A 25,420-nucleotide genomic window follows, 5' to 3' on the forward strand; every position below is an offset into this window, starting at 1 on the left:
TTTTACCTGCCGGTTAGTTGCCAGGCATCTTCGCCAGATTCCCCTTCAGCGTCAAAGTCGTCGTCATACCAGTTTTTGGCAACCGGTTCCTGGTTTTCTTCCGCCAGCGGGTCCGTAGCGTAGCGGTCGTAATACGAACCGGCATAGCTATTTGCGCTGTGCGTGCTGAGCGCTTGGTCCGGGCTCATCCCTGGCCCGGCATTAGCTTTTCCCGGCGAACCACCCGCGTTTCCGGCCGGATAAACACCGTGGGAATAATCGGCGTCGTCGGCACTGGCACTCGATGAAGGGCCACCAGCTACCCCACCGGCACCATAACCAGCGCCTGCACCGCCCGCGGCACCCGCACCACCAGCCGGGCCTCCCGCGCCACCAGCTTCATCATCTTCGTACACGGATTCCTTTTCGCCCCGGAGCACGGCCAAGGCATCCTCCACGCGTTCGGGTGACACCAGCACATCGCGGGCCTTCGAACCGAGGGAAGGCCCCACGATTTCGTATTGCTCCAACAGGTCCATCATGCGGCCGGCCTTCGCGAAACCGATGCGGAGTTTACGTTGCAACATCGAAGTGGAACCAAACTGGGTGGTAACCACGATTTCGGCGGCCTGCAGGAGAGTTTCCAGGTCGTCGCCGATTTCTTCGCGCTGCTTTTTGACGGCGCGCACTTCTTGCACGGTCTCTTCGAAATCTTCGCGGTATTGCGGGCGCAGTTGCGCCTTCACATGCTCCACCACTTTTTCGATTTCATCTTCGCCCACCCAGGCGCCCTGCAACCGCATCGGCTGCTTACCGCCCGGCATAAATAGCGCATCGCCCTGGCCAATCAGCTTTTCCGCCCCGCCCATATCTAGAATCGTGCGCGAATCAGCGATGGAGGAAGTCATGAAAGCCAAACGCGAAGGAATATTCGCCTTAATCAGACCAGTCACTACGTCCACAGAGGGCCGCTGCGTGGCCAACACCAAATGGATACCGGCCGCACGTGCCAGCTGGGTAATACGCTGGATGGAGGATTCCACGTCACGCGGGGCCACCATCATCATGTCTGCCAATTCGTCTACCACAACCAGCAGATACGGGTAGGGCGCCAGCTTCCGATTGGGATCATGCGCCTGCACCTTCCCTGCCCGAATCGCCGCATTGAAATCAGTAATGTTCTTGAAATGGTAGGCCGCCATATCGTCATAGCGCGCATCCATTTCTTTCACTACCCATTCCAAAGCTTCCGCAGCCTTCTTCGGGTTGGTAATGATGGGCGTAATCAGATGCGGAATACCGGCATAAATCGTCAATTCCACGCGTTTCGGATCGATCAGAATCATCCGCACTTGGTCCGGCGTTGCCCGCATCATAATGGACGTAATCATCGAGTTGATGAAGCTCGACTTCCCGGACCCGGTAGCGCCCGCCACCAACAAGTGCGGCATTTTCGCCAGATTTGTGACCACAAACCGCCCGCGCACGTTCTTCCCCACACCCACGGTTAGCGGATGCGTATCTTTATGCGCCACTTCCGAAGCCAATACATCTCCCAAATGCACTACCTCGCGGTCCGCATTCGGAATCTCAATACCAATCGCCGATTTGCCGGGGATCGGCGAAAGAATACGCACGTCCGCGCTGGCTACCGCATAGGCAATATTCTTCGAAAGCTGGGTAATTCGCTCCACCTTAACGCCCGGGCCAAGTTCGACCTCATACTGGGTAACCGTGGGCCCGCGCGAAAAACCGACTACGTGCGCATCCACATTGAAATCTGCGAAAACCTGCGTGAGCGCGGCAACTACTTCGTCATTCGCTTCGGTCCGTTCGGCGTGGTTGCCACCCAAAACCAAACAGTCCGGGGAAGGCAGTTCATATTTCACGCTCGGATCGAGCGCCAATTGCTGTGTGCGCTGGATCGGCGCCCCACCCTGCGGTGCCGGCAAGCCTGCCGGTTCTGTTCCCGCAATAGGTTCTTGGCGTTTCGTTTTTACCGTTTGGGTGCGTCCCGGAGCCGTGGCCGCCCCCGGCGTGGCACCGCTTTCGGCAGGCCCGTCCAGCTTGCGGGTGGGAGCTTCCGTTCCGGCGGCGGCGCGCTGCGCCGTCAAAACTTGCGTTGCCATGGCATCCCCGGCATTACCATCTCGGCCCGCATCACCGGGCGAAGCCGCGCTCGGGGTGCTCGCCGCTGCCGTAGAGTCTCCTACCTGGCCGGAGTTCTTAGAGAGAGCCGCGGCCCAACGGCGTTTCTTGCGCGGTTTTAGCTCGGTGGTAGGTTCGGCGTCGTCGAGCGTTGCGGGTGAATCGTAAGGTACAGAGGCGGAAGCACCCTGGTTTGCTATATCTGCCTCGTGGGCACTAGCCGCTTCGGCACGGTCTTCCCGCCGCTGCTCCCTCCATTCGAGGAAGTTTTGCGCCAGCACCTGGATCGAAGTGTTAGTCATGTAAAGCAGTGCCCATAAAATGGCGAGCACTAGGATCGGAATTGCACCCCACGCGGATAGCAACATATTTAGGATGCCGCCGGAGATCCAGCCGAGCAGGCCGCCGGCCTTTTCAATCCCGCTGAAATCGTCTACGGGGCTTACCGGGTTGATCGCAACATGCAAAATTCCGGCTACTGCGGTGAGGATAATGCCCAGGCCAATGGCCATTCTTTGGCTGGCGTTAGTGCGGTCGGGAACGATGAGGCGTACCGCCATGGCCAGGCACAATACCGGCACGAGTACCGACAGTAGGCCCACTACCCCGGCGGTGGCATGATGAATGATGCCGCCTAGCACTCCGCCCATACCGAACCATTCGCGTAGTGCCACTAGGATCGCTAGGGCTAAGAATACGAAGAAGAAAGCATTGCGTTGATTTGCGGACAAGCGGCTCGTCTCCTCACCTTCCGCGGGAAGTTTACGGGTGGGCTCCGCGTTTCGTTGGCGTTTTGGGGACGCCGCGCCGCTACCGCGCCGCGAGGCACGCGGCGACGCACTTCTACTTCTTCGAGAATTCTTGTTACGGGATGCCACGTTCCGAATTGTAGCCGCGCCCCGCGCTGCCCGCCGCCCCCACCACACTTTCGGGATGACCTCACATCCTCCCGGAAATGCCAGAAAAGGCCGGTTGGCAGGCGTTATACATGCCCATCAACCGGCCTTTCCAGCGGCTTTAGTTTGCCGCTCCCTGCTGCAGGAGAGAAGAGGCGTCAACGCCGCACTTTGACATGGCGTTTAACATGGCCAAGCCATCCTTTTCCAATTGCGGATCTCCGTTTTGCAATTGTTCTAGGCCCGTCATATCGCCTTCCGTGACCTTGCTGAAAGCGTCGATTGTATGGTCAGATATCTTGCCAACCGTGTTTTCTGCCATGCACTGCACCAAATCGGGGTGCTTGGCCGCGTTTAAGGATTCCTCGCCCGTGCCTAGGTAAAGCAAAGGCAGGAGTGCCTTCCACGTTTCCAAGTGTTTAGCTTCGTCATATGTGGTGGCAGAAATGTCCCCGCTAGCCCCACCGGCCTGTTTTTCAGTAGCTGCTGGAGTGGTTGGAGCCGCGGGCGTAGGCGTAGCGGCGGGCGTGGTGGCAGGCGTAGTTGCTTCTGCTACCGGTGTGGTGGTGGCGGTAGCGTCGTCTGCAGCGTCAGTCTTATTCATTGCATAAACGACGCCGAGAATCACCACAGCTAGCACCAAGACGGCCACCACAATCGCAATTACGACGCCGTTCTTCCGTTTCGTTTCCGGTTGGGGCGAACTGAAAGGCGAACCGCCATAACCGCCAGCAGGATTCGGAGTTTGGCCAGCCGAGTACTGCGCGCTAGCTTGCCCACCCGGATACTGCGCACCGGGTTGTCCGGTCGGGTACTGCGCGCCGGGATACTGTCCGCTTTGATATTGATTAGCCTGATATGGCTCTGGAGGATACTGCCCGGAGGGATACTGCCCCGCGGAGTTTTGCCCCGCGGAGTACTGCCCGGCAGGATTCTGCCCGCCCGGGTACTGGCCTGGAGTGCCGGCGCCGTTTTGCTCCGGACCCGGATAATTGCCCCGCCCGTATTCGGGCCTTTGGTTCTGATTCACGATTCTCCTTCGTGTTCGGATCAGGAAGATCTTTGGCGCTTCTCCGCGTAGTAATCGACTTTATCATCGCCCGTGGCGCCAACACTCTTTATTGTCTATCTAGCTATTTATTAGCTAGATAGACATTGGTCCGCCGTTTCTGCAGATCCACCAGCTCGGTTATATCTCTACAACGGTCGGGATAATCATGGGTGCGCGGCGCAGCTTGCGGGAAGCCCACCGGCCAATTACCCGGCGCATTGCCTGTTGCATGCCGTACGCATCCATGCCCTTATCAAGTGCTTCTTCGAGGGCTTGTTGTACGTCGTCTTGAATATCGTCGAAGACGGCGTCTTCTTCCGCCATGGCCCGCGCTTGGATATGCGGACCGGTAACGATACTCTTCTCGTTCGGGTCTACAACGGCGAAGACCACGATAAACCCTTCCGAAGAAAGCACTTGCCGGTCTTTGAGTTCAGATTCGGTGAGAGTACCGATCGAACCTCCGTCTACATAAATGTTTTGGAAAGGTACCGAGCCGACGAGTTTGCATTCGCCGTCGAGCATATCGATTACGGAACCATTTTCGGCCAAGATTACGTTTTCGGGCGGCACCCCGGTTTCCACCGCAATCTTCCCATTAGCTACCAGGTGACGCACTTCCCCGTGCACCGGCATCGCATAGGCAGGTTGCAAAATGTTGTACGTGTAGAGCAGTTCGCCTTGGGCGGCGTGCCCGGAAACGTGTACCCGCTCATTGCCCTGGTGGATTACTTGCGCGCCGAGCTTGATTAGCCCGTTAATTACACGGAACACCGCGTTTTCATTACCGGGAATGAGAGAAGAGGCCAAAAGTACGGTATCGCCTTCCCCAATGGAAATTCGATTATGGGAACGGTTGGCGAGCCGCGCCAACACCGCCATTGGTTCCCCTTGGCTTCCCGTAGACATGTAGATGCGCTTATTGGGTGCTACCGAATCCATATTCCGCACGTCGATCACGGTGTTTTCCGGTATATCCAGATAGCCGAGTTCTTCCGCAATCCCCATATTGCGCACCATCGACCGGCCCACGAAAGCAACTTTACGGCCATGATTTGCGGCCGCGTTAAGAACTTGTTGCACGCGGTGTACGTGGCTGGCGAAGGAAGCGACTACTACTTGCCCTTGCGCGTTTTCGATTACGCGGTCGATCACGGGAGCGATTTCAGCTTCCGAGTGGACAAAGCCGGGCACTTCCGCGTTGGTGGAATCCACCATGTATAGGTCTACGCCTTCTTCGCCGGCGGCCGCGAAGGCCCGCAGGTCGGTAAGGCGCCCGTCCACGGGTAGCTGGTCCATCTTAAAGTCCCCGGTAATGAGGATATTTCCTTCCGGGGTGCGGACGAACATGGCTAGCGCATCGGGGATGGAGTGGTTGACGGCAATGAATTCGAATTCCATGCCGGCAATTTCCAGCACATCGCCTTCTGCCACAATCTGGGTGCGGGCGCGGATCCGGTGTTCTTGTAGTTTGGCTTCCACGAAAGCGATCGTGAGTTGTGAACCTACCACCGGGATGTCTTCGCGCATTTTCAGCAGATACGGTACGGCGCCGATATGGTCTTCATGCCCGTGTGTGAGCACGATGGCCACAATGTCATCGAGCCGATCTTCCAGGTAATCAAGGTTCGGCAAGATGAGATCTACGCCCGGTTGGGTTTCTTCGGGGAAGAGCACCCCGCAATCTGCCACTACCAGTTTACCCTTGTATTCAATAATGTTACAGTTTCGACCGACCTCACCCAGGCCACCGAGCGGCACAATCCGCACGGCATCCTGGGCGGGTGGTACGCCCTTGCTATCTTTATTCACCCCGTCATTCTCTCATGACCTGGTTATTACGGGGTGATTTACTTTACGCAGGCAGGAGGTTTTCTTCTCGCATCACATTTGCGAGCTCGGTAATTTGCGAATTTGAGGCTCCAACTAGCGGCAAACGGAGTGTGGCAGAAGGCAAAACACCTTGCAGTTTGAGAGCTTCCTTCGCCATTACCGCGCCTTGCCCGCTACCCATAATCGCGTGGATGAGCTGCATTTGGCCGGCAAATTCTTCCCGCGCGGCCGGCAGATCCCCGGCGTCGACCTCCTGTGCCAGGGCCCGCAAGCGATCGGCAATTACATGCCCAGCAACGGAAACCACCCCGGAAGCACCGTGAGCAAGCCACGCAAAGTTGAGGGCATCATCCCCCGAATAGTAGGCAAGCCCGGTTTCCGCGATTTTCACGAAACCGCTCGCCACGTCCCCAGTGGCATCTTTCACTGCCACAATGCGCGGGTGTTCCGCAAGCCGTTTGAGCGTATCAAGTTCAATTTTTACGCCGGTACGGCCCGGAATGTCGTAGATCATGACCGGTAGGTCGGTAGCTTCAGTAACCGCCGTAATGTGCTGGTACACGCCTTCTTGGGAGGGGCGGTTGTAGTACGGGGCGACGACGAGGATCCCCCGAGCACCATTCGCCTGGGCACCCTTGGCAATCCGGACGGCGTGGGCGGTGTCATTCGAACCGGCGCCAGCATAAACAAGTGCGCGCTCACCTACGGCCGCTACCACTTCCCGTACCAGGGTGTCTTTTTCTGGCTGGTGGGTAGTGGGCGCTTCTCCCGTGGTGCCATTGAGCAACAGGGCGTCACACCCATCATCAACGAGCTTATTCGCCAGCTTCACAGCGCTATCTACATCCAGCGAGCCGTCTTCATTGAACGGCGTAACCATCGCCACTGAAACCGAACCAAATGGGCGAGCAATTTCCTTGTGCATGATCGCATTGTAGCTGGCTGCGCGCAGGTACGCGGCAATTGTTCATATGGCAAAAACGATGCCGGTGTGTACGAAAAACTCCTTACACACCAGCATCGCAGCTAGTTTATTGCTATTGAGTTGTTTCCCGAGCAAATCCGAGCTTTTGGTTTCCTGAACCAGCTCGAACTTTTGGCTCTTAGACAGGCCGGAGCTTTTGCTTCCTAGGCAAACCAGAGTTTTTGGGTTCGTCTCTTAGTTGCTGGAATTGTTTCTCTTGCCCGCTCCGCTACCAGGTGCATCTTCGCCGTCAAATGCATCATCGCTACCAAATGCATCGTCGCCACCCGGTTCTTCGCCGTCGATTATTTCTTGTTCAAAATCGGGGTCGTATTCTTCTTGCAGTCCGCAAGCCACCATGGCGCGGTCAACTTCCTGGGCGTCCTTTTCCATTTGATCGAAGCTGTAATCCGTGGGAATCTTCGATTCGTCGTAATTATCCGAGAGAACTACGTCCATCATGGCAAAGAAATTATCCGAGATCTTGCCGTCGGTTTCCTTCGCCAAGCACTTGGCATCCTTGTCGATGTTTGCCTGGTCGTACCCAGGATCAAACTCGGCCTGTAGCTCTAAGATCGGCTTCCACCTTTCGGCTCCGCCATTGCCCTTGCCAAGGAAGTAGAAAGCTGCGGCCACTATCGCGATGATGACGATAATCGCCACGATAATGCCCACAATGAGGCCGGTCTTCTTTTTCTTCGGTTGCGGAGAGAAAGGTGTTGACCCCGGTTGCGGAGAGAAAGGAGTTGACCCCGGCTGGGCAGAAAAGGCAGAGGTACCGGTAGTTCCGGCTCCCGCAGTTACTGGCGGCTGGCCCGGGTAGGCCTGGCCTTGGTCTGGCCGCTCCCCGCCCGGCTGGCCGGCACCCGGCTGAGCTGCCTGCGGCTGGCCCGCCTGCGGTTGCCACGCATTTGGCTGACCCGCCTGCGGTTGCCCGGTTCCGGGGGCGCCGGCCCCGGAACCTACTTCGGGGCCTTGCGGCGCACCGGCCGATTGCGGCGAGGGAGGCATGCCGCCGAGCGGCGTCGCTCCATTTTGCGTAGTCGATTCGTCGTTCTGGCTCATATTTTTCCTCGTTTATTTCGCTTCCCAGTTTTCCCCGCTCCGCTTTTCCGTTGGAAAACCGATTTCCTGGAAATACTTCCGGCAAAACCTTTCCTTACGGAAAAGCGGTTTCCCGCAGGAAACACTTCCTCGGAAGTCCTATGTTCCCGGGATAGCTTCCTGTTCATTTCATTACCGGAAAAGCTCTCCCGCGATAGCTATCTCGCGAAGGCTTATGCGCGAAGATTTTCTTGCCGCAGAGAGAGTTTCTCAAGGGGCAGGGTTTCTCAAGGGGCAGTGTTTGTTTCCCCAGGGACAGTGTTTCCCCAGGGACAGTGTTTCTGTTTCCCAGGGATAGTGTTGTTTCCCAAGTTTCCCAAGGGGTGGGAACGGGGTGTTATCGGCCGGCGCAGCGGCTTCGCCGCCAATTAGAAGCCATAGGATCCTTCATTTTTGGAAATATCCTACAAATCCATTCTCCAACCTTCCTGTCATTTTAGAGGTAAAGCACTGGCATAACCAGTACGTTTCCTCAGCTCGCCCCATAACCTCAGCTGATCCGCCTAATTACTTGCAAGCCCCGGGAGTTTTCCACAGCTACAGGTCAAGAAGATCTTCCAGCCCGTAGGTAAGCCCGCCGCGGCCAGAAATCTTCCGCACGGCCAGCAAAACTCCGGGCATAAAGCTCGTGCGGTCGAAAGAATCTTGCCGGATTACCAATTGTTCTGCCGGGTTGCCCAGCAATATTTCTTCGTGCGCATTCAGCCCGCGCAAACGGACCGCGTGCACGTGCACGTCATCGATCACGGCCCCGCGCGCACCTTCCGGATCAATCGTCGTCGCATCAGGACTGGCCGGCACCCCGGCCTTTTGCCGGGCTTGGGCAATACGTTGCGCGGTAGCAAAAGCAGTACCGGAAGGCGCGTCCACTTTGTCAGGGTGATGCATTTCGAGCACTTCCACGGATTCAAAATACGGCGCTGCCAGTTCCGCAAATTTCATGGCTAATACCGCGGAAAGCCCAAAGTTTGGGGCCACTAACACGCTTTGCCCAGTTTCTTGTGCCCGGGTTTTTACTTCCGCAAGGTCGGCGTCGTCCCACCCACTGGTTCCCACCACCACATCAACACCCGCTTCGAGCAGGGCGAGCACATTAGCCTTCGTGGCATCCGGAACGGTGAATTCCACCGCTACTGTGGCGCCGTTCAGGTTCTCCGCGGTGAGCGGATCGCCATGGTCAAGCCGGGCCACCAATTTCAGATCCGCGGCCGCCGTGACCGCGTCGCACACAGTTTTACCCATACGCCCCGAGGCGCCTACAACCGCAACTTTAATCATGTACTGAGCCTACCCGGACGCCTGCCCACGAGCGCGCGCCGTCCACAGCGAGCGCAAGCTACAAAGAGCGCCGTCCACAGCGCGCGCAATCCACAAAGAACACGGGCTACCCGCAACTGGACAGAAAACACTTCGCCTACCGACTTCTGTATTTTTACGTTCCGGACGCCACATTTAGGCGCCCAGCGATAAGACTGGAATCATTCCAGAAAAGCATCTATAGTGGATGCACAGGCGATGAAAAGAGTCGCATCGCATGGCTCAATCGAGCCGAAAAGCCCGATTTTTAGCAAGGAGAGTACATGTCGCTTATTAATACCCAGATTCAGCCCTGGGAATCGCAGGCTTACCACAACGGCAAGTTCATCGATGTTTCGACCGAAGATTTTGCCGGGCGCTGGGTGATCGTCTTCTTCTACCCGGGTGATTTCACCTTCGTCTGCCCCACGGAACTGGCAGATCTGGAAGAGATCTACCCCGAACTGCAGGAGATCGGCGTAGATGTTTATTCGGTTTCCCGTGATTCGCACTTCGTGCACAAGGCTTGGCACGAAACTTCGCCCGACGTTTCTAAGGTCACCTACCCGATGATTGGCGATGTGAAGGGCGAAATCACGCAGGCTTTCGACAATATGCGTCCCACTGGCCTGGCGGATCGTTCCACTTACCTCATCGATCCGGACGGCATCATCCAATACATCGAAACCACCTCGGAGGGTGTGGGCCGCAACGCTAAGGAACTGCTCCGCAAGGTCAAGGCCGCCCAGCACGTACGGGCACATCCGGACCAGGTCTGCCCGGCCAACTGGGAAGAGGGCGATGAGACCCTCACTCCGTCCTTCGACCTCTCGGGGAAGATCTAAATGACAGTTTTGGATGCACAAACAACAGCGCAGCTGAAGAAGTATTTCGAGCTCATCCGCGAACCGATCGAACTTGAACTCGTGGCTGATGAGTCTCCGGAATCGGCAAAGTTGCGTGCCTTCCTGGAGGAAACCGCGGCGATTTCCGAAAAGATTACGGTGCGCGAAGTTACTGGTGAGCGGGCCCCTGCTTTTCGGATTAGCCGTACCGGTACCGATGTAGCGGTAACTTTCGCCGGCTATCCGGGCGGGAGGGAGTTCGAGTCCTTCCTGCTGGCCGTACTCCAGGTAGGCGGGCATCCCGTAAAGATCGACGAGGATGTAGCGCAAGCCGTACGCGAACTTCCTGCCCTGGAATTCACCACCTACATTTCCCAGACCTGCCAAAACTGCCCGGTAGTGGTACAAGCTTTGAACGCGATGAGCGTACTCAACCCAAAGATTCGCCACACCGCGGTAGAAGGCAGCTCGCATCGCGCCGAAGTAGAACGTTTGGGTGTGCTCAGTGTGCCCACGATCTACCTGAATGGGGAAGAATTCGCACAAGGGCGCATGGGCGTGGAGAAAATCATCGCGAAGCTGGCCGAATCCGGCAAGCTCGCAGATGCTTCGGGTACGACGCCGGACGGCACGCTACGCCCCATCGCGGAACGGCGTATGGATAAGGCCGATGATTACGACGTGCTCGTGATCGGTGGCGGCCCGGCCGGTGCGACGGCCGCGATCTATTCTGCCCGCAAGGGTTTGAAGACGGCTTTGGCTACCGGCACGATCGGCGGTCAGGTATTGGAAACCACCGATATCGAAAACATTACCGGCACCCCGCATATCGAAGGTGTTGACTTTGGGGCAGCCATTGAACGCCACCTCGGAGATTACGAGATCGATATTTACGAATCGGTAGAAGCCACCGGTTTGGAGCGTACCGATGCCGGTAAGATCCACGTGACCTTCGCCGGCGGTGGGGAGCTGCGCGGCCGGTCGGCAATTTTGGCGCTGGGTGCGAGCTGGCGTTTGCTCGGAGTGCCGGGCGAATCCGAATACCGCACGAAGGGCGTTTCCTTCTGCGCGCACTGCGATGGCCCCATGTTCGCCGGCAAACCGCTGGCGGTGGTGGGTGGAGGTAACTCCGGCGTGGAAGCCGCCATCGATTTGGCGGGCGTAGCCAGCCACGTTTCCCTCTTCGAGTTCCAAGACCACCTCAACGCCGATTCGGTACTCATCAAGAAGGCCGAAGCCACGGAAAACATTGATATTCACGTGAATGCGGCAGTGAGCGAAGTGCTCGGCGACGGCGAAAAGGTAACCGGCCTGGCCTGGAATGATCGTGCCTCTGGTGAACGCCACGAAATTGACCTTTCCGGCGTTTTCGTTCAGATCGGCCTGGTTCCTGCAACCGCCTGGTTGGGCGATACTGTGGAACGCAACCGGGCTGGCGAAATCATTGTGGATAAGCAAGGCGCTACCTCGCTCGAGGGAGTGTATGCCGCCGGAGATTGTACCGATGGTCCCTTCAAGCAGGTTTCGACCGCTTTGGGATCCGGCGCTACCGCGGCGCTCGGCGCCTTCAACCATATGATCCGCGAGGGCGTGGAAGCCTAAAACCAGCACTGCGGGTTCATGGAGCTGTTTCGCGAAAAACCAGTTCCCCGGTTTCCCTAAAACTGGCAAACCGGCCTAACTGGCAAACCGAATTTAGGGCCGCTCCCCTAACTTAGAGCCGCTTCCCTTAAGTTGGGACAGCTCTCCTGGGGTAGGTAGAACAGCTCTCCTGGGGTAGGGCCGCTCACCTCGTTTATTGCAATACTGCAACCCGGCTGGGAATCTCTAGTACAACCGAGATTCCCAGCCGGGTTCTTTTTCGTTGTTTGTAAGGGCGAATAATGACGCGGCGTCCACGCTGTTTACTGCGCGGCGCCCACGATGACGCTGGAACGCGGCCCGCTGGCAAGCTCGCGCGCCAATTCCGCGATATCTGCGGCCGTAACTGCCCGCGCCCGGCGAATATGTTCACCTTTGGAAATGAGCTGGCCGCGGGTTAGTTCGGAGGTGCCTAAACGTTGCATTTCCGCGTTCACGGATTCCCCGCTGAAGACGATATCGGCCCGCACCCGCCGGAATGCCGATTCCACTTCTTCGGCGCTTACACCGTCGCGAGCTAAACGATCCAGTTCGCTATGCATAAGTTCCATAACTGCAGGCGCGTTTTCGTTCGCACACCCGGCGCTCAAACCGTACATACCGCCTTCCCGGTATGCGTTCAGGAACGAATAGACCGAATAAGCCAGGCCGCGCTTTTCGCGTATCTCTTGGAAGAGCCGGGAAGAGCTACCTCCGCCGAGGATCGCATTCAAGGCGAACAGCACCGGCAGGCGCTCATCTCGCACATCCAAACCCGGCATGCCAATGAGTACCGCGGCTTGTTCGACGTCTTTTTGGAGTCGCACGTCTTGCCCGGCCGGATATTGGATGCTGTCGCTTTCCCGGCGGGTGGCCGGATTTTCGGTAGCCGCAAACTTCCAGCCACCATTTTCCAAGGCATCTACTACACGGCGGCAAAAATCTTCATGGTCCACTGCCCCGGCCGCGGTTACTACTAGCTCTGCGGGCCGGTACACGGCGTGGTAGTGCGAGGTGAGGGCCGTGTGCGCTAAGGATTTAATATCTTCTGGGGTGCCGCCAATTGGCCGGCCCAAAGGATGTTTCCCGAACACTAGCTCGGGTAGTTTTTCCATGGCCACCATGGACGCATCATCGGCGTACATGGCGAGCTCTTCTAGGATCACGCCGCGTTCGGTCTGGAAATCCACTTCGGCAAGTTTGGCGGAAGTGATCATATCCGCTAGCAAAGCAATAGCTTGCGGCAGATCTTCGTCAATTACATGCCCGTAATAGCAGGTGTATTGCTTGGAAGTGGCGGCGTTAAAACCGCCACCCAAATAGTCACTTTCGGCCGCAATATCTTGCGCGCTGCGCGTGGCAGTACCTTTAAAGAGCAGGTGTTCCAAGAAATGCGTGGAACCTTCCGTACCGGGAGTTTCATCACGCGAACCGGCCCCTACCCAAAATGCGACATGGGTGGACCGCACATGCGGCAAAGCCGAAGTCAAAACCCGCAAACCGCCGGGTAGTACGGAGCGGCGCACCCGCGCGCCTTCATCATCTAGGTCTAAGCTGTGCCCTGTTTCCAAGGGGAGATCAATTAGCGAATAATGCACCGGACCAGCCTAACTGTTTTTTCCTGCTAGCGGTGCAGATACAACCGCTAGCGGTGCTCATACATGTAGCGGAACGTATACAAGTATTGGTTCGCTAGCACGGGTGCGGGAGTTTCCATTTCCGCACACGCCGATTCCGTTGCCCGGGGAGTGGGGCGCCAGCAGATGCCCGTGAGTTTCGGTAACAGCACGGCGGTCCCCGGGTGGCGGGGCTACTGCCCTGCCCACCCGGGGACCGCGAGTTTACGCGGGCCGGTAGCGCCGCGTATGTAATCTGTTTTTAGCCTTCAGCCGGCTTGGTGTGCGTGCGGCGGCGACGCCGGCTGCCCCGGCTTCCCCGCGTAGTACGGCGCGAACCGCGCCCACCTTGCCGTGCTTCACCGTTTTCTTCGGATGCAGCCTCACCGTCGTTTTCTTCTGCTTCTTCCGCGGAAGTGGCGGAAGGTGCAGATTCAGCCGAATCGGCCGTGGCAGAAGAACGGGTGGAGGTGCGCCGGCGGGTGCGGCTGCGCCGCGATCCGCGCGAATTGGAAGCCGATTCCTTAGCTTCCGGTGCTTCCTCAGCTTCCGATGCTTCCTTAGCTTCCGATGCTTCCTCGGTTTCTTCTTCCGTGCCGTGGTTTTCGGCATCCGTGCTTTCGGCGTCGGCGCCCCCGGCAACGGCGAGGGAAACCTTTCCGCGATCATCGATCTCGGTAATTTCTACCTCTACCTTGTCACCCACGTTGAGCACGTCTTCTACCTGCTCCACGCGCTTACCACCTACGAGGCGGCGGATTTGCGAGATGTGGAGAAGGCCGTCGCGGCCCGGAGTGAGGGAAATGAAAGCGCCAAAGGTGGTGGTCTTGACCACGGTACCTACGTAGCGTTCGCCCACTTCCGGTAGTTGCGGGTTGGCGATCTCGTTGACCATATCCCGAGCGGCTTCCGCGGCCGGACCATCGGTAGCGCCAATGAAAACAGTGCCGTCTTCTTCAATGGTGATTTCGGCGCCCGTTTCGTCTTGGATCTGGTTGATCATCTTGCCCTTCGGGCCGATCACTTCACCGATCTTATCCACCGGGATGTTCACGGTAAGGATCCGCGGCGCGGTGGGAGCCATTTCGTCCGGGCTGTCAATTGCTCCGCTCATGAAGTCGAGGATTGCCACCCGTGCGTCCCGGGCTTGGTCCAGCGCGCTAGAAAGTACGTCTGCCGGAATCCCGTCGAGCTTGGTATCAAGCTGCAGGGCGGTGATGTACTGCTTGGTGCCAGCCACCTTGAAGTCCATATCTCCCAGGGCGTCTTCCGCGCCGAGGATATCGGTAAGCGCTACCGAACGCATTTCGCCGTCGATTTCGGCGGTGATCAGACCCATGGCAATACCGGCCACCGGGGCGCGCAGCGGCACGCCCGCGTTGAGCAAGGAAAGCGTAGAGGCACACACGGATGCCATGGAGGAAGAACCATTCGACCCCATGGTTTCCGATACCTGCCGGATGGCGTACGGGAATTCTTCACGGGAGGGCAACTGCGATTCGAGTGCCATTTCCGCGAGGTGCCCGTGCCCGATTTCGCGCCGCTTGGGCGAACCTACGCGGCCGGTTTCGCCGGTGCAGTAGGGCGGGAAGTTGTAGTGGTGCATGTAACGCTTTGCCGTTATCGGCAAAAGGTTATCAAGCTGCTGTTCCATCTTCAGCATATTAAGCGTGGTAACACCCAAAACCTGGGTTTCGCCGCGCTGGAAGATAGAAGATCCATGCACGCGCGGAAGCACTGCCACATCGGCGTAGAGAGACCGAATATCGCGCGGGCCGCGCCCGTCCATACGCACACCCTGGGTAAGCACGTGTTCGCGCATAACCTGCTTGAAGCTAGCGTTTACTGCCGCGCTTAGTGCCTTCGCGTCTTCTTCTTCGTCATAAGCAGCATCGTCTCCGCTGGTCAGTTCGCTGACCACCGCTTCGGTAAGCTCGTTGAGCGCGTTATCACGTTCCTGCTTATCCACAATGCCCAAAATGCCATCGAAGCGATCACCCAGTTGCTTTTCGACGGCGGCGTACTGTTCTTCCGCGTAATCGGGGAAGATCGGGTATTCCACCTTTTCCTTACCGCATTCGTCAATGAGCTTTTGCTGGGCTTCGCACAGGGTGCGAATCACTGGCTTGGCGGCTTCAATACCTTGGGAAACGATCGCTTCGGTGGGTGCAATCCCGCCGGAAGTAATGTTTTCTTCGGTCTTTTCTGGCGCTTGCGCTTCGATCGTGGTGATAGCGACGTCGTTACCCACCACGCGGCCCGCAATATCCATCGTGAAGGTGGAACGGGCAATTTCCGAATAGCGCGGGAATGCCACCCACTGGCCATCTACCAGGGCAAGGCGGGTGCCGCCTACCGGCCCGGCAAAGGGTAGATCGGAAAGCGAAGTGGAAAGCGAAGCCGCATTGATAGCGAGTACGTCATAAGCATCGTCCGGGGCTACCGAAAGCACGGTTGCCACGATCTGCACTTCGTTACGCATCCCCTTGGTAAACAGTGGACGCAAAGGCCGATCGATAATCCGGCAAGCCAAAATAGCGTCCGTTGAGGGACGCCCTTCCCGGCGGAAGAAGCTACCGGGGATCCGGCCCACGGCGTATTGGCGTTCTTCTACATCAACGGTGAGCGGGAAGAAGTCAAAATGCTCTTTCGGGGCGCTGGAAGCGGTGGTGGCCGAAAGGACAGTAGTTTCTCCGTCCAGGTAGGCCAAGGCGCTTCCCGACGCCTGCTGGGCGAGCAACCCAGTTTCAAAACGAATCGTGCGGGTACCGAAGGAGCCGTTATCGATCACGGCTTCCACGGAATGTACGTTAGGACCCTCCACGGGACCTCCTTGTTCTTGTTTCTTATCTTTTCCCGCCGCGGTCGTCAGTAAAAACTCACGGAGTGAGCGGCTCGCAGCAATGCGCTTGCGGCCGGCTTATATATTCTTTGCATTCTCCGGAAGCTATCACCGAAGACCACACGGGATCTCCTGCTATCTATATCTTCTATTAGTGTTTGCACACGAGGCCAGATTTCTGGACGAAACTGGAAAACCCTCATGGCATACTGAAAGCGGCCCGGAACTACTCCGAGCCGCCCACGATTTTCTCCTAGCGACGCAGTCCTAGGCGCGAAATGAGAGAACGGTAACGTTCAATATCCTCATCGGCCAGGTACGTCAGCAAACGACGGCGTTGCCCGATCAAGAGCATCAAACCGCGCCGCGAATGGTGATCGTGAACGTGAGTGCGGAAATGCTCCGTCAGGTTCTTAATACGAGCCGAGAGCAGAGCCACCTGGACCTCCGGCGAACCGGTGTCTCCCTCGTGGGTCGCGTATTCGGCAATGATCTTCTGCTTTTCCTCAGTAGAGAGGGACATGCGATTCTCCTTTAGTATCCGTTGCGCGGAGCAGCGGGGCCTGTTCTCCCGAGCATGACGCTACCGCGGCCGATCGACGGCAATCAAATATCTTAGCACCCGTGCATACCCTCCCGCTTGTGGTACTGCTCGCAAGCAAGGTCGACACTGCTCGCAAGCAAGGCCGGCAGGGTGCGGACGATTCAGGTGAGGCGAAGGTGATTCCTGAAGCAACGCAGCCGCTCATTGCGCGGTTATTTACCACCATTTACTGCGCGGTTGCGGGGGTTGCTTACTGCGCGGTTAGCGGAGTTGCTTACTGCGCGGTTACTTGCCCGGGCGCGAGGCGGACGGCAGGCGGAACTCCTAATTTGTCCGCCACTTCTAGCAAGTCCTGATCCATGCGGGCTTGCAGACCGCTCACCTCATCAAATTTCATCATGGGCCGGATATAAGCAATAAATTCCACGGAAATTTCTTCGCCGTACAGATTTAGATCCGAACGTCCGAGCACATGTGCTTCTACCGTGCGGCTCTTCGCCCCGAATTGCGGATTACTGCCCACGGAAATCGCGGCCGGAAGATACTCGGTGGCGCGCGTGCCTGGCACCGCTCGTACCAGCCAACCGGCATAGACGCCGTCGGCAGGAACTTCCCCCAACTCGCTTCCGGAAAGGTTCGCGGTGGGGAATCCAAGTTCCCGTCCCCGCTTAGCGCCATGTTCCACCACGCCACGGATACGGTGTGGGCGCCCTAAGATTTCGGCGGCATCGCTAACATTTCCAGCTTCGAGGAGTTCCCGAACTTTTGTAGAAGACCAACGCTGCCCATCCGGCCCGCACAGGTCGCTCACGACGTCGATATCCACACCGAAGCGTTGCCCCAGGCTGAGAAGGGCACGCGTATCGCCGGCGTTACCGCGCCCGAACCGAGCATCTTCACCAACAACAACTCCGCGGGCCCGCAATTGGCCCATCAGCTGGCGGGTAAAAAACTCCTGCGGGGAGGCTTGCGCATAGGCGAGTGAATAATCCTGCACATAGGTAGCACCGATCCCGGAGGCGGCAATGCGATTGAGCCGGTCTTCTAAGTTGATAATGAGCGGGACCTTGCTCTTCGGGTTGTGAATTGTTGCTGGATGCGGATCAAAAGTGAGGACCACCGGCATCCACCCATGGGTGCGGGCCATTTCTACGGTCCGCCGTAAAATCGCCCGATGGCCGCGATGTACGCCGTCGAAGATACCGAACGTTACAGCTGTTGCACTCAAGTCTGCCGGGATGTCTTCCGGCCTACGCCAAATTTGCACCCCCTCACCATACCTTTTACGGGGCACAGAAAGCAGTACGCACACCCAAGCAAACATCTAGGACTTTCGTCTCAGGGGTGGCGCGGGTGCACATTCGCCCCTTTTCGAGACGCACTTAGCGGTGCTAACGTGTACTACAACGGTTTAGTAGAGCATCGTCAAGGGAGACGCATATGGTGCCAACCGCCCCAGAAATTAGCGCTTGGGAAAAAAGTGAGTTTCGTGCTTTGGTAGCGCGCGCCGCCCAATCGCGCACCCGCTTCGGGTTTGGGTATTTAGATTATGACGGTCAGCTAGATCCTGACCACGACCTCGAATTATGGATCAACTGCCGCATGACGCATGTTTTCTGCCTGGCAGCTTTGCGGGAACAGGCAGAAGCGGAACCGGGCCCGCATTCTGCCCGGCAGCTGGCAACTTTTGGGATTAAGTGTTTGCGCGAGCACTTCTTCGATACCGCCCACGGCGGGTTTTTCTCCCGCCTCACGGCCGCTACCGGTCTGCCTTCCGGCCCGGGCGCTGACCGCAAAGAAGCCTACGCCCACGCTTTCGTGTTGTTAGCCGCCAGTTCCGGCATTCAGGCGGGAATTACCGGTGCGGAAGAACTTTTCGCTTTAGCCTTCACGGCACACGAGAATTTCTTCTGGGAAGAACAGTACGGCCTGGTCTGCGAATCTTGGGACCGGGCGTTCACGGAATCGGAAAACTATCGCGGCGTGAACGCGAATATGCACACTTTGGAGGCAAGTTTGGCGGCCTGGGACGCCACTGGCAACCCGCGCTGGCTAGCCAAAGCCTCACAAATCATTAATTTCGTGCTCGGGCAGGCCGCCTGTACCGGCTGGCATATTCCAGAGCATTTCAGCGCCACCTGGCAGCCCCTCCCCGATTTCAACCGCGATAATCCCGCCGATCCCTTCCGGCCCTACGGTTATACGCCCGGGCACGGCGTGGAATGGTCGCGGTTGATTTTGCAGTTCTGGGCCGCGGTAGAAACTCATGCCCAGCAGGCTGCGGCGCTCGCGGATACTGCGGGTGCGGTAGCGACGTCGAACAAAGTAGCAATATCTAGCGAAGCGCCAACACCTAGCGGGACGGCCCGCAGTGACGCCGATACTGGCTCCCCCTTCGGCAAGTTACCGGCGCGGGTTTTTGCGCAGCTTCCCCAGCTGGCACACCAATTATTTGCCACCGCGATTCGCGACGGATGGAACATAGACGGTGCTCCCGGTTTCGTGTACACGATCGCGCCGGATCGGAAACCGATCGTGCATGAACGCATGCATTGGACAGTCTGCGAAGCAATTAGTGCCGCCGCCGCTTTTGCTACCTACAGTGAAACCCACCCGGAAATGATTACAACCGCGAGCGCGGTAAGCCACGTAGTAGCGGACGCAACCAGCGACGCCGCCCCGATTTCCGAGGTTGCCCCGGTTTCCGAGGTTTCCCCGATTTCCGACGCCGCACCGATTCTGGATCCCGCCCCGGTTCCGGAAGCTGCCTATTTCCGGGATTGGCACCGGCAGTTTATTGCGTATGCCCGTACCTATTTGGTGCACGAGCCAGGTTTATGGATCCATGAATTGGATGCACAAAACCAGCCTTCGCGTATCACTTGGCCGGGTAAACCCGATGTATACCATGCCGCCCAGGCCATGCTCATGGATGGGTTGCCGCTCTCCCCGTGCTTCGCGGGTGCCCTAAAGCTCACCGCGCAGGCCTAAATCGGACTCTCCGTGCAGGCCTAAATACTGGCGTAAGCCAGACTTTATAGCCCTTAGCTTGGCGGCGCGGTTGCTTGCTGCTACTCGCCTCGGAGCGGTACCAAGCTAGCTCGCGGGCCGATCTACCACCGGCCATATTGTCATGCCACTACCTGCAAAGTTGCCGGATAGTTGCGGCGGTCTGGCCACGTGAATCATTTTCCGCTCACCGATTCCCAATTCCCTAATTTCTCGTTATTTATTTAAGGAACATTCGATGAGAAAGACACCAAAACATCGGGGGTATAAAGCCGTGGCCGCAGGCCTGGCTTTTGCCCTCGGCGCCTTTGCTATACCAAACGCCTTTGGCGCAGATTCTTACCCACCACGCGGGGAGGCTAGCCCGGGAAGTGCCCAACCCGTCGTCGCCGGATATCGGGTACAAGATATTCGCGATTGGAGCCCGGAAACAGATCCATTCTCCGCGCAGTTGCGCGCTACCGTGCCCTTGCAGTCTCGCATCGACCATAATCCAGCAACTCAGGTACGTCCCGAACTTGATGGCAAAGCCCAGGTTATGCTCATGCAAGGAGATTATGGGAACTCTTTCTTCGGTTCCACCACCTACAACAATACTTTTGGGGACCACACGCTGAATTTCTGGCAGTATGCCGATTATTGGGCACCTTGGCACGGGGCGGCTTCGAAGGGGGTCCCGCAGTCGCTGTATGACCCGCCCACCTCTGATTGGCGAAACCGCGGGTTTGAGTTCGGGGTGCTTTCCATTCCGACGCCGCAATACACTAACGCCGCTCACCGTAATGGAGTGAAGTCTATTGCCGTCATCTATTTCGATCCCTTCTTCCGGCCCGGCCTTACTTTCTCCGAAATGTTTGATAAGGATTCGGAAGGTTACATTATTGGCCGCAAACTCGTGGAAATGGCTAAATACTATGGCTTTGACGGCTACTTCCTGAACCAGGAAGAACGCGGGAGCGACCCGAGCGAGTTCAAGCCGCTCATGGCCTATTTAACGGCCCAAGGATTGTGGACACAGTGGTATGACGTGAATTCGAGCTTTGATGAGGCCAAGGCTTCCTGGCTGAAAGACAAAGAGCACGGGCAGATCCACAATTCTGTGTTCGTGAACTATGGCGGCGACCCACATAGTATGCGTAGCTTTGCGGAGAGCCACGGTTATGACCCTTACGCGGAAGTGTTTGCGGGCATTGAAGCGAATCAAACTGGTTTTGCCAGCCCCGGTAATGTGGACCGCTCTTTCACTTCGGCCGAGAATCATTCACCGGTTACTTCTTTGGCACTGTTCACCCCTTCCGATATGTATCAGCGGGGTTTGGATGACGACATTAAAACCGCCACCGGCCGTACCTCTCCCGAGTTCCCCTTCATGCAGCAAGACGAATATCAGTGGATGGTGGCGCAGCGTGAACGTATGTACTTCTCTGGGCCGCGCCAGGATGTGACCCAGGCAGGGGCGGTAGAAACCCGCCCGGAAGTGGGCGTAACGAAGTCCGGTTGGCCGGGCGTAGCCGATTTTACGCCGGCGCGTTCTGTGATTAGCGGGCAGAATTTCGCCACCGATTTTTCGACCGGGAAAGGCCTGCGTTCCTACACGGACGGCCAGGTTTCTAATGATTCCGCGTGGTCGGATATGGGCGCGCAGGCAATTCTACCTTCCTGGCAGTGGTGGATAACCAATGACGGCGCCGATACGAAGATGCAAGCGGATTTCGATTACGGTACCGAACCGCGTTTCCAGCTGAATGGTACGCCTACCACTCCGCCTTTCACGCCGCGCGGAGCTTGGGCCGGCGGTAATTCCCTGGCCTGGTATGGAAACCTGCACGGGACTAGCACGCTCCGGCTGTTCAAAACCGATCTGGAAGTAACTGCGGCGTCGAACCTGGCCCTTACTTGGCAAAACAGCACTCCAAAACCGGAGGCCACCGCGAGCGAAAACAGCTCCGAAACCGCGCCGGCACCGCACCCGCAACTGGCGGTACGTCTAGACTTTGCGGGCGCTACCGCAGCTAATGCGGAAGCAAGTGCCGCAGGTGCCGCAGCAGATGACGCAGCAGGTGCAGCAGGTGACGCAGCAAATAACGCAGCGATTTTGCCTTTGCCCGCCGCGCCAGCCGGTGACGGCTGGCAAAACGCTACCCTTGACCTTTCTAAGTATGCTGGCAAACGCATTTCTATGATCAGTTTGGTAGCTACCGGTGAACAGGACGGCTTGCAGGTGAATCTGGGGGCCTTGGCGCTCAGTAACGGCCAAGCAAAGCCGGATGCGCCTGCTGGTTTGCGGATAGATGAACTGCATAGCGATGGGCAAATGGTTGCTTCTTGGCAGCCGGGGAACTTCGCGAATGTTGACTACTATCTGCTTGAAGGCGTGGATGCTTCCGGCACCGTACACCGCCTCGGGAAAACTTACGGCGATACGTATTACGTGAAGAATCTAGGCTTGAGCGGTAATTGGACCCTGCGGCTCACCGCGATTGGCAAGGATGGGAGCCGTTCGGAGCCTTGTGACCTGGCGGTTCCGGGCAAGCACATGCCCCAAAAGCTAACTTATGATTCGGGTTTGGATCCACAAAAGGCTTTCCAGCAGGCTACAAAGCCCGGTGAGGTCACGCTTTCGTGGGAGGCGCCAAGTGCGGGCGCACCCGAAAACTACACCGTAACTTTGGAAAATATTTATGCTCCCGAACTGTATGCGGGCAAGGCTTCCGTGCAGGTGCCGGGGACGCAAACTACGGTGACTTTGCCGGCTCCGCCGGAAGGTCTGCCGTTCCGGGCTACGGTGAGTGCGGTACAAGCTGATGGTAGTAGCGCGGCAACGAGCTTGCGCGGCCGCTACCATGACGCTTACGCCAAGCCGCTGGCTCAACAGGATCTGGTTGTACAGGCCGATTCTTTCCATTTGCGTAATCCTTCTGCTCAGGATTGGCAAACCTTGGATTTGGCCGCGCCGAATGACCATGGGGAAACTTTGCGTGCCACGCGTGGTTCTTCCGCGGACGAGAACGCGCGGCTAACGCGCGAACGTGAGCTTGCCTCGCCGGTAAGCATTTTGCTTACTGATTATGCGGGTAATGTTTCGGCACCGGTAACGGTATCTCCGGGTGGGCAGATCGACGACGCCGCCGCGCCCGAGATTTGGGTGAGCCCGTGGACGGAGCAGAAGATTGGCGCGGGTGGAAGTCTCACACCGATAACAGTGCGGGCTGTGGATAACTTCTCCGCCCCAGAGGTGGCGGTGAGTATTGAACCAGATCTGCAAGATGGTGAGGCTAACGCGAACGCAGCGCCGGAGGCTACGGCTCCAGCTACGGATACTGCCACTGCTACACCTGCGCAAAATACTCGGTCCGCGCGGGCGAAGCGGGCCGTACCGCAGGCTGAAAAGCTGGCTGATACGGAAAAACTCGCAGGAACAGAAGGTGCTACAGATGCAGGGGACAACCAGGTAGTCACAGCAGCGCCAAGCGCCGATGCTACTGGCACTGATACGACTGCGGATGGGGCAACCGGAGATTCTAATTTGGCGGCTTATGGTTTGTCCTATGATCCGCAGACCCGCACCGTTAGCGGCGCTCCGAATTGGGAGGGCGTGCGGATCTTGCGGTTCACCGCAACGGACGCGGCCGGTAATAAGGCTTCGGTTACGGTACGAATCGAAGCGTCCGGCCCTGCTCCCGCGGTACCTCCTGCGCCGGTCACTCCACCAAGCACCGAACCGAGCACCGCGCCAAGTACCTCGCCGACCACGAAACCGAGCACCGCGCCAAGTACCTCGCCGACCACGAAACCAAGCACCGGACCGAGCACCGAGCCGAGCATGGCACAGAGCACCGAGCCAAGTACCGCGCCGACCGCGCAACCAAGTTCGGCGTCTGCTGATAAGGCAGGCCAAAAGCCTGCCGGTAGCAGCCGCGCGGACCGTACTGAGCAGGGCAAACGGGGCCGGCTTTCGTTTACTGGAACGCAGGTTGGTGTAGGCATTTTTGCCGGTTTGATGCTTCTGGCTTGCGGCGGGGCTGCCATTTGGTGGCGGCGGGCGCGCGAAACGCGGGAGTAGCTAAACCGCTAGTGGGCTAGAAAGTATTTGTATCCGATTTCCCGTTGGCCGCCGGTTGTGAGCTCAGTTGAGCTTGCGCCGGCGGTCAGCTTTTGCGGCGCGCCTGCGCTTTACCCAGCTTCCCCGCTTGCGGCAAGCGGCGTGCGGCAAGCGGCGTGCGGCAAGCGGCGTGCGGCACGCGGTTTTGCGGCACGCGGTTTTGCGGCACGCGGTTTTGCGGCATGCGGTTTTGCGGCATGCGGTGTGTGCGGCAAGCGGCGTGCTCGCTTGGCTTCGCCGCGTGCAACAGCTGGAGGAAAGTTTAGGCAGATCGAGCGGAGGCCGGCGAAACGTAACCGGCGGTGGAATCGCGGATTACCAAGGTGCCGCCGGCTTGTGCCTGGGTATGGGTAGTGCCGGTGTCGATGCCCCGGGCAAGAATTTGTGCGGCTTTGGTACCGAGCAGGCCGGGGTCGCGCGAAACTGCGGTAAGTGGCGGAGTGACTACGCGGCTAATCAGTGAGTCTTCATAGGAGACCACGAGTACGTCTTGCCCGATTTTGAGGTCGTGGCGGCGGAGTGCTTCTAGCCCGCCGAGCGCCAATACTTCGTTATCGAAAATGATGGCGTCGGGGCGGCGCGCGGCGGAAAGCAAGCGGATCGTGGTAGCAAAACCGGCTTGTTCGGTAGCATCGGTTCCCCCGGAAACTACCGCTTCAATTCCGGCACGGCCAGCTTCGTAACGTAAAGCCTCCGCACGTTCCGCGGTGTGGAAAAGATCCGCCATGCCGCTCACGTAAGCAACGCGGTGGGCGCCGCGTGCCAACAGGTGGCTGAGGATCGCGTGCATCACGTCCCCCTCATCAATGGTGATCGCGCTGAAACCAGCAAACTCGTGGCCCACGAATACGGCGGGGATGCGCAGTTCTTTGAGTACTTCTACGCGCGGATCGTCAATACGCGGATCGACGACGATCACCCCGTCTACTCTCCCCTGCCCGTACCAGCGGTGGTAAGTTTCTACTTCTTCGGCTACGTTGTGCCCGGAACGCAAAACCAGGTCCAGCTCATACTCGGTAAGCCCGCTTTCCACCCCGAGAATGAATTTGAAGAAGAAGGTCTCGGTGTTAATGGATCTTTGCGGGCGGGCAATGTAAAGACCAACGGCGTCGGCGCGGGATTTGGAAAGGGCCCGCGCATGCTGGTTAGGAACCCAGCCCATAGTTTTCGCGGTTTTTAAAATCCGCGCGCGCGTAGCTTCGGAAATTCCCGGCTTGGAATTGAGCGCAAAAGATACTGCGGTTGGCGAAACGCCAACCGCTTCGGCAATATCTCTAATGGTCGGCCTGGCCATCGCGCTATGTTCCCTCTACTCTCTACTCTCGCCGTGCCCGCTACCATGTGCAAACATTCCCGCTCAAGCGTACAAATACCTGCTTCTACCCGCAGGTTCGTAGTTTCTAATGGGCCCGCTTAGGACTCGCTAATTACCACTGATTGTACCCACAAAAACTAAGCGGTACAGCGGCGTCCGGCCAAGCGAAATTCTCCGGAAAATACTTCGAATTACCATCCCGAAAACACTTGCACTAAACCGCTTTAGTCGCTACGCTCATATGGTAGATGCCAAA

General features: G+C 57.8%; 15 protein-coding genes. 4 read left to right on the forward strand and 11 right to left on the reverse strand.

Translation table 11 applies throughout. From position 1 onward, the window contains the following. Positions 1–2: 2 nt before the first annotated feature. The 6 genes from BLT47_RS00430 to dapB form a co-directional block, all read right to left on the reverse strand. Positions 3–3,005 carry an FtsK/SpoIIIE family DNA translocase gene (locus BLT47_RS00430; protein ID WP_074660843.1) on the reverse strand — a complete coding sequence of 1,001 codons (3,003 nt, stop codon included), beginning with the start codon at positions 3,003–3,005 and terminating at the stop codon, positions 3–5. 139 nt (positions 3,006–3,144) lie between these two features. Then, positions 3,145–4,053: a hypothetical protein gene (locus BLT47_RS00435; RefSeq protein WP_074660623.1), complete on the reverse strand. Its 909-nt coding sequence runs from the start codon at positions 4,051–4,053 to the stop codon at positions 3,145–3,147. A 159-nt stretch (positions 4,054–4,212) separates the two neighbouring features. Further along, on the reverse strand, positions 4,213–5,886 hold the full coding sequence (locus BLT47_RS00440; protein WP_049618728.1) for a ribonuclease J: 1,674 nt from the start codon (positions 5,884–5,886) through the stop codon (positions 4,213–4,215). A 43-nt stretch (positions 5,887–5,929) separates the two neighbouring features. After that, positions 5,930–6,832 carry a 4-hydroxy-tetrahydrodipicolinate synthase gene (dapA, locus tag BLT47_RS00445; RefSeq protein ID WP_074660626.1) on the reverse strand — a complete coding sequence of 301 codons (903 nt, stop codon included), beginning with the start codon at positions 6,830–6,832 and terminating at the stop codon, positions 5,930–5,932. A 234-nt stretch (positions 6,833–7,066) separates the two neighbouring features. Continuing rightward, entirely contained in the window at positions 7,067–7,936 is an 870-nt protein-coding gene (locus BLT47_RS00450; protein WP_074660628.1) for a hypothetical protein, read from the reverse strand. Positions 7,937–8,512: 576 nt separating this feature from the next. Next, positions 8,513–9,253 carry a 4-hydroxy-tetrahydrodipicolinate reductase gene (gene dapB / locus BLT47_RS00455; protein WP_074660631.1) on the reverse strand — a complete coding sequence of 247 codons (741 nt, stop codon included), beginning with the start codon at positions 9,251–9,253 and terminating at the stop codon, positions 8,513–8,515. 302 nt (positions 9,254–9,555) lie between these two features. Here dapB and ahpC point away from each other — a divergent pair, with 302 nt between their 5' ends. Next, positions 9,556–10,116, forward strand: coding sequence for an alkyl hydroperoxide reductase subunit C (ahpC, locus tag BLT47_RS00460; RefSeq protein ID WP_049618732.1), 561 nt, complete (start codon positions 9,556–9,558; stop codon positions 10,114–10,116). Next, entirely contained in the window at positions 10,117–11,718 is a 1,602-nt protein-coding gene (gene ahpF, locus BLT47_RS00465) for an alkyl hydroperoxide reductase subunit F (RefSeq protein WP_074660634.1), read from the forward strand. 302 nt (positions 11,719–12,020) lie between these two features. On the opposite strand, the gene BLT47_RS00470 is transcribed toward ahpF, so the two are convergent. The 4 genes from BLT47_RS00470 to BLT47_RS00485 all read right to left on the reverse strand — a co-directional run bounded on the left by BLT47_RS00470 (position 12,021) and on the right by BLT47_RS00485 (position 18,005). Continuing rightward, positions 12,021–13,334, reverse strand: coding sequence for a M16 family metallopeptidase (locus tag BLT47_RS00470; RefSeq protein ID WP_074660636.1), 1,314 nt, complete (start codon positions 13,332–13,334; stop codon positions 12,021–12,023). A gap of 280 nt (positions 13,335–13,614) precedes the next feature. After that, positions 13,615–16,176: a polyribonucleotide nucleotidyltransferase gene (locus BLT47_RS00475; RefSeq protein WP_074660639.1), complete on the reverse strand. Its 2,562-nt coding sequence runs from the start codon at positions 16,174–16,176 to the stop codon at positions 13,615–13,617. Positions 16,177–16,447: 271 nt separating this feature from the next. Next, positions 16,448–16,717, reverse strand: a complete 270-nt coding sequence (gene rpsO, locus BLT47_RS00480) for a 30S ribosomal protein S15 (RefSeq protein WP_049618736.1) — start codon at positions 16,715–16,717, stop codon at positions 16,448–16,450. Positions 16,718–17,012: 295 nt separating this feature from the next. Further along, positions 17,013–18,005, reverse strand: a complete 993-nt coding sequence (locus tag BLT47_RS00485; RefSeq protein WP_074660845.1) for a bifunctional riboflavin kinase/FAD synthetase — start codon at positions 18,003–18,005, stop codon at positions 17,013–17,015. A gap of 173 nt (positions 18,006–18,178) precedes the next feature. Here BLT47_RS00485 and BLT47_RS00490 point away from each other — a divergent pair, with 173 nt between their 5' ends. Next, complete coding sequence (locus BLT47_RS00490; protein WP_074660642.1) at positions 18,179–19,729, forward strand: AGE family epimerase/isomerase; 1,551 nt, start codon at positions 18,179–18,181, stop codon at positions 19,727–19,729. A gap of 256 nt (positions 19,730–19,985) precedes the next feature. Further along, positions 19,986–23,810, forward strand: a complete 3,825-nt coding sequence (locus BLT47_RS09395) for an endo-beta-N-acetylglucosaminidase (RefSeq protein WP_218122528.1) — start codon at positions 19,986–19,988, stop codon at positions 23,808–23,810. Positions 23,811–24,111: 301 nt separating this feature from the next. Here BLT47_RS09395 and BLT47_RS00500 read toward each other — a convergent pair whose 3' ends face one another. Continuing rightward, entirely contained in the window at positions 24,112–25,143 is a 1,032-nt protein-coding gene (locus BLT47_RS00500; RefSeq protein ID WP_049618738.1) for a LacI family DNA-binding transcriptional regulator, read from the reverse strand. Positions 25,144–25,420: the final 277 nt, after the last annotated feature.

The sequence above is a fragment of the Actinobaculum suis genome (assembly GCF_900102025.1).
Lineage (GTDB): Bacteria > Actinomycetota > Actinomycetes > Actinomycetales > Actinomycetaceae > Actinobaculum > Actinobaculum suis.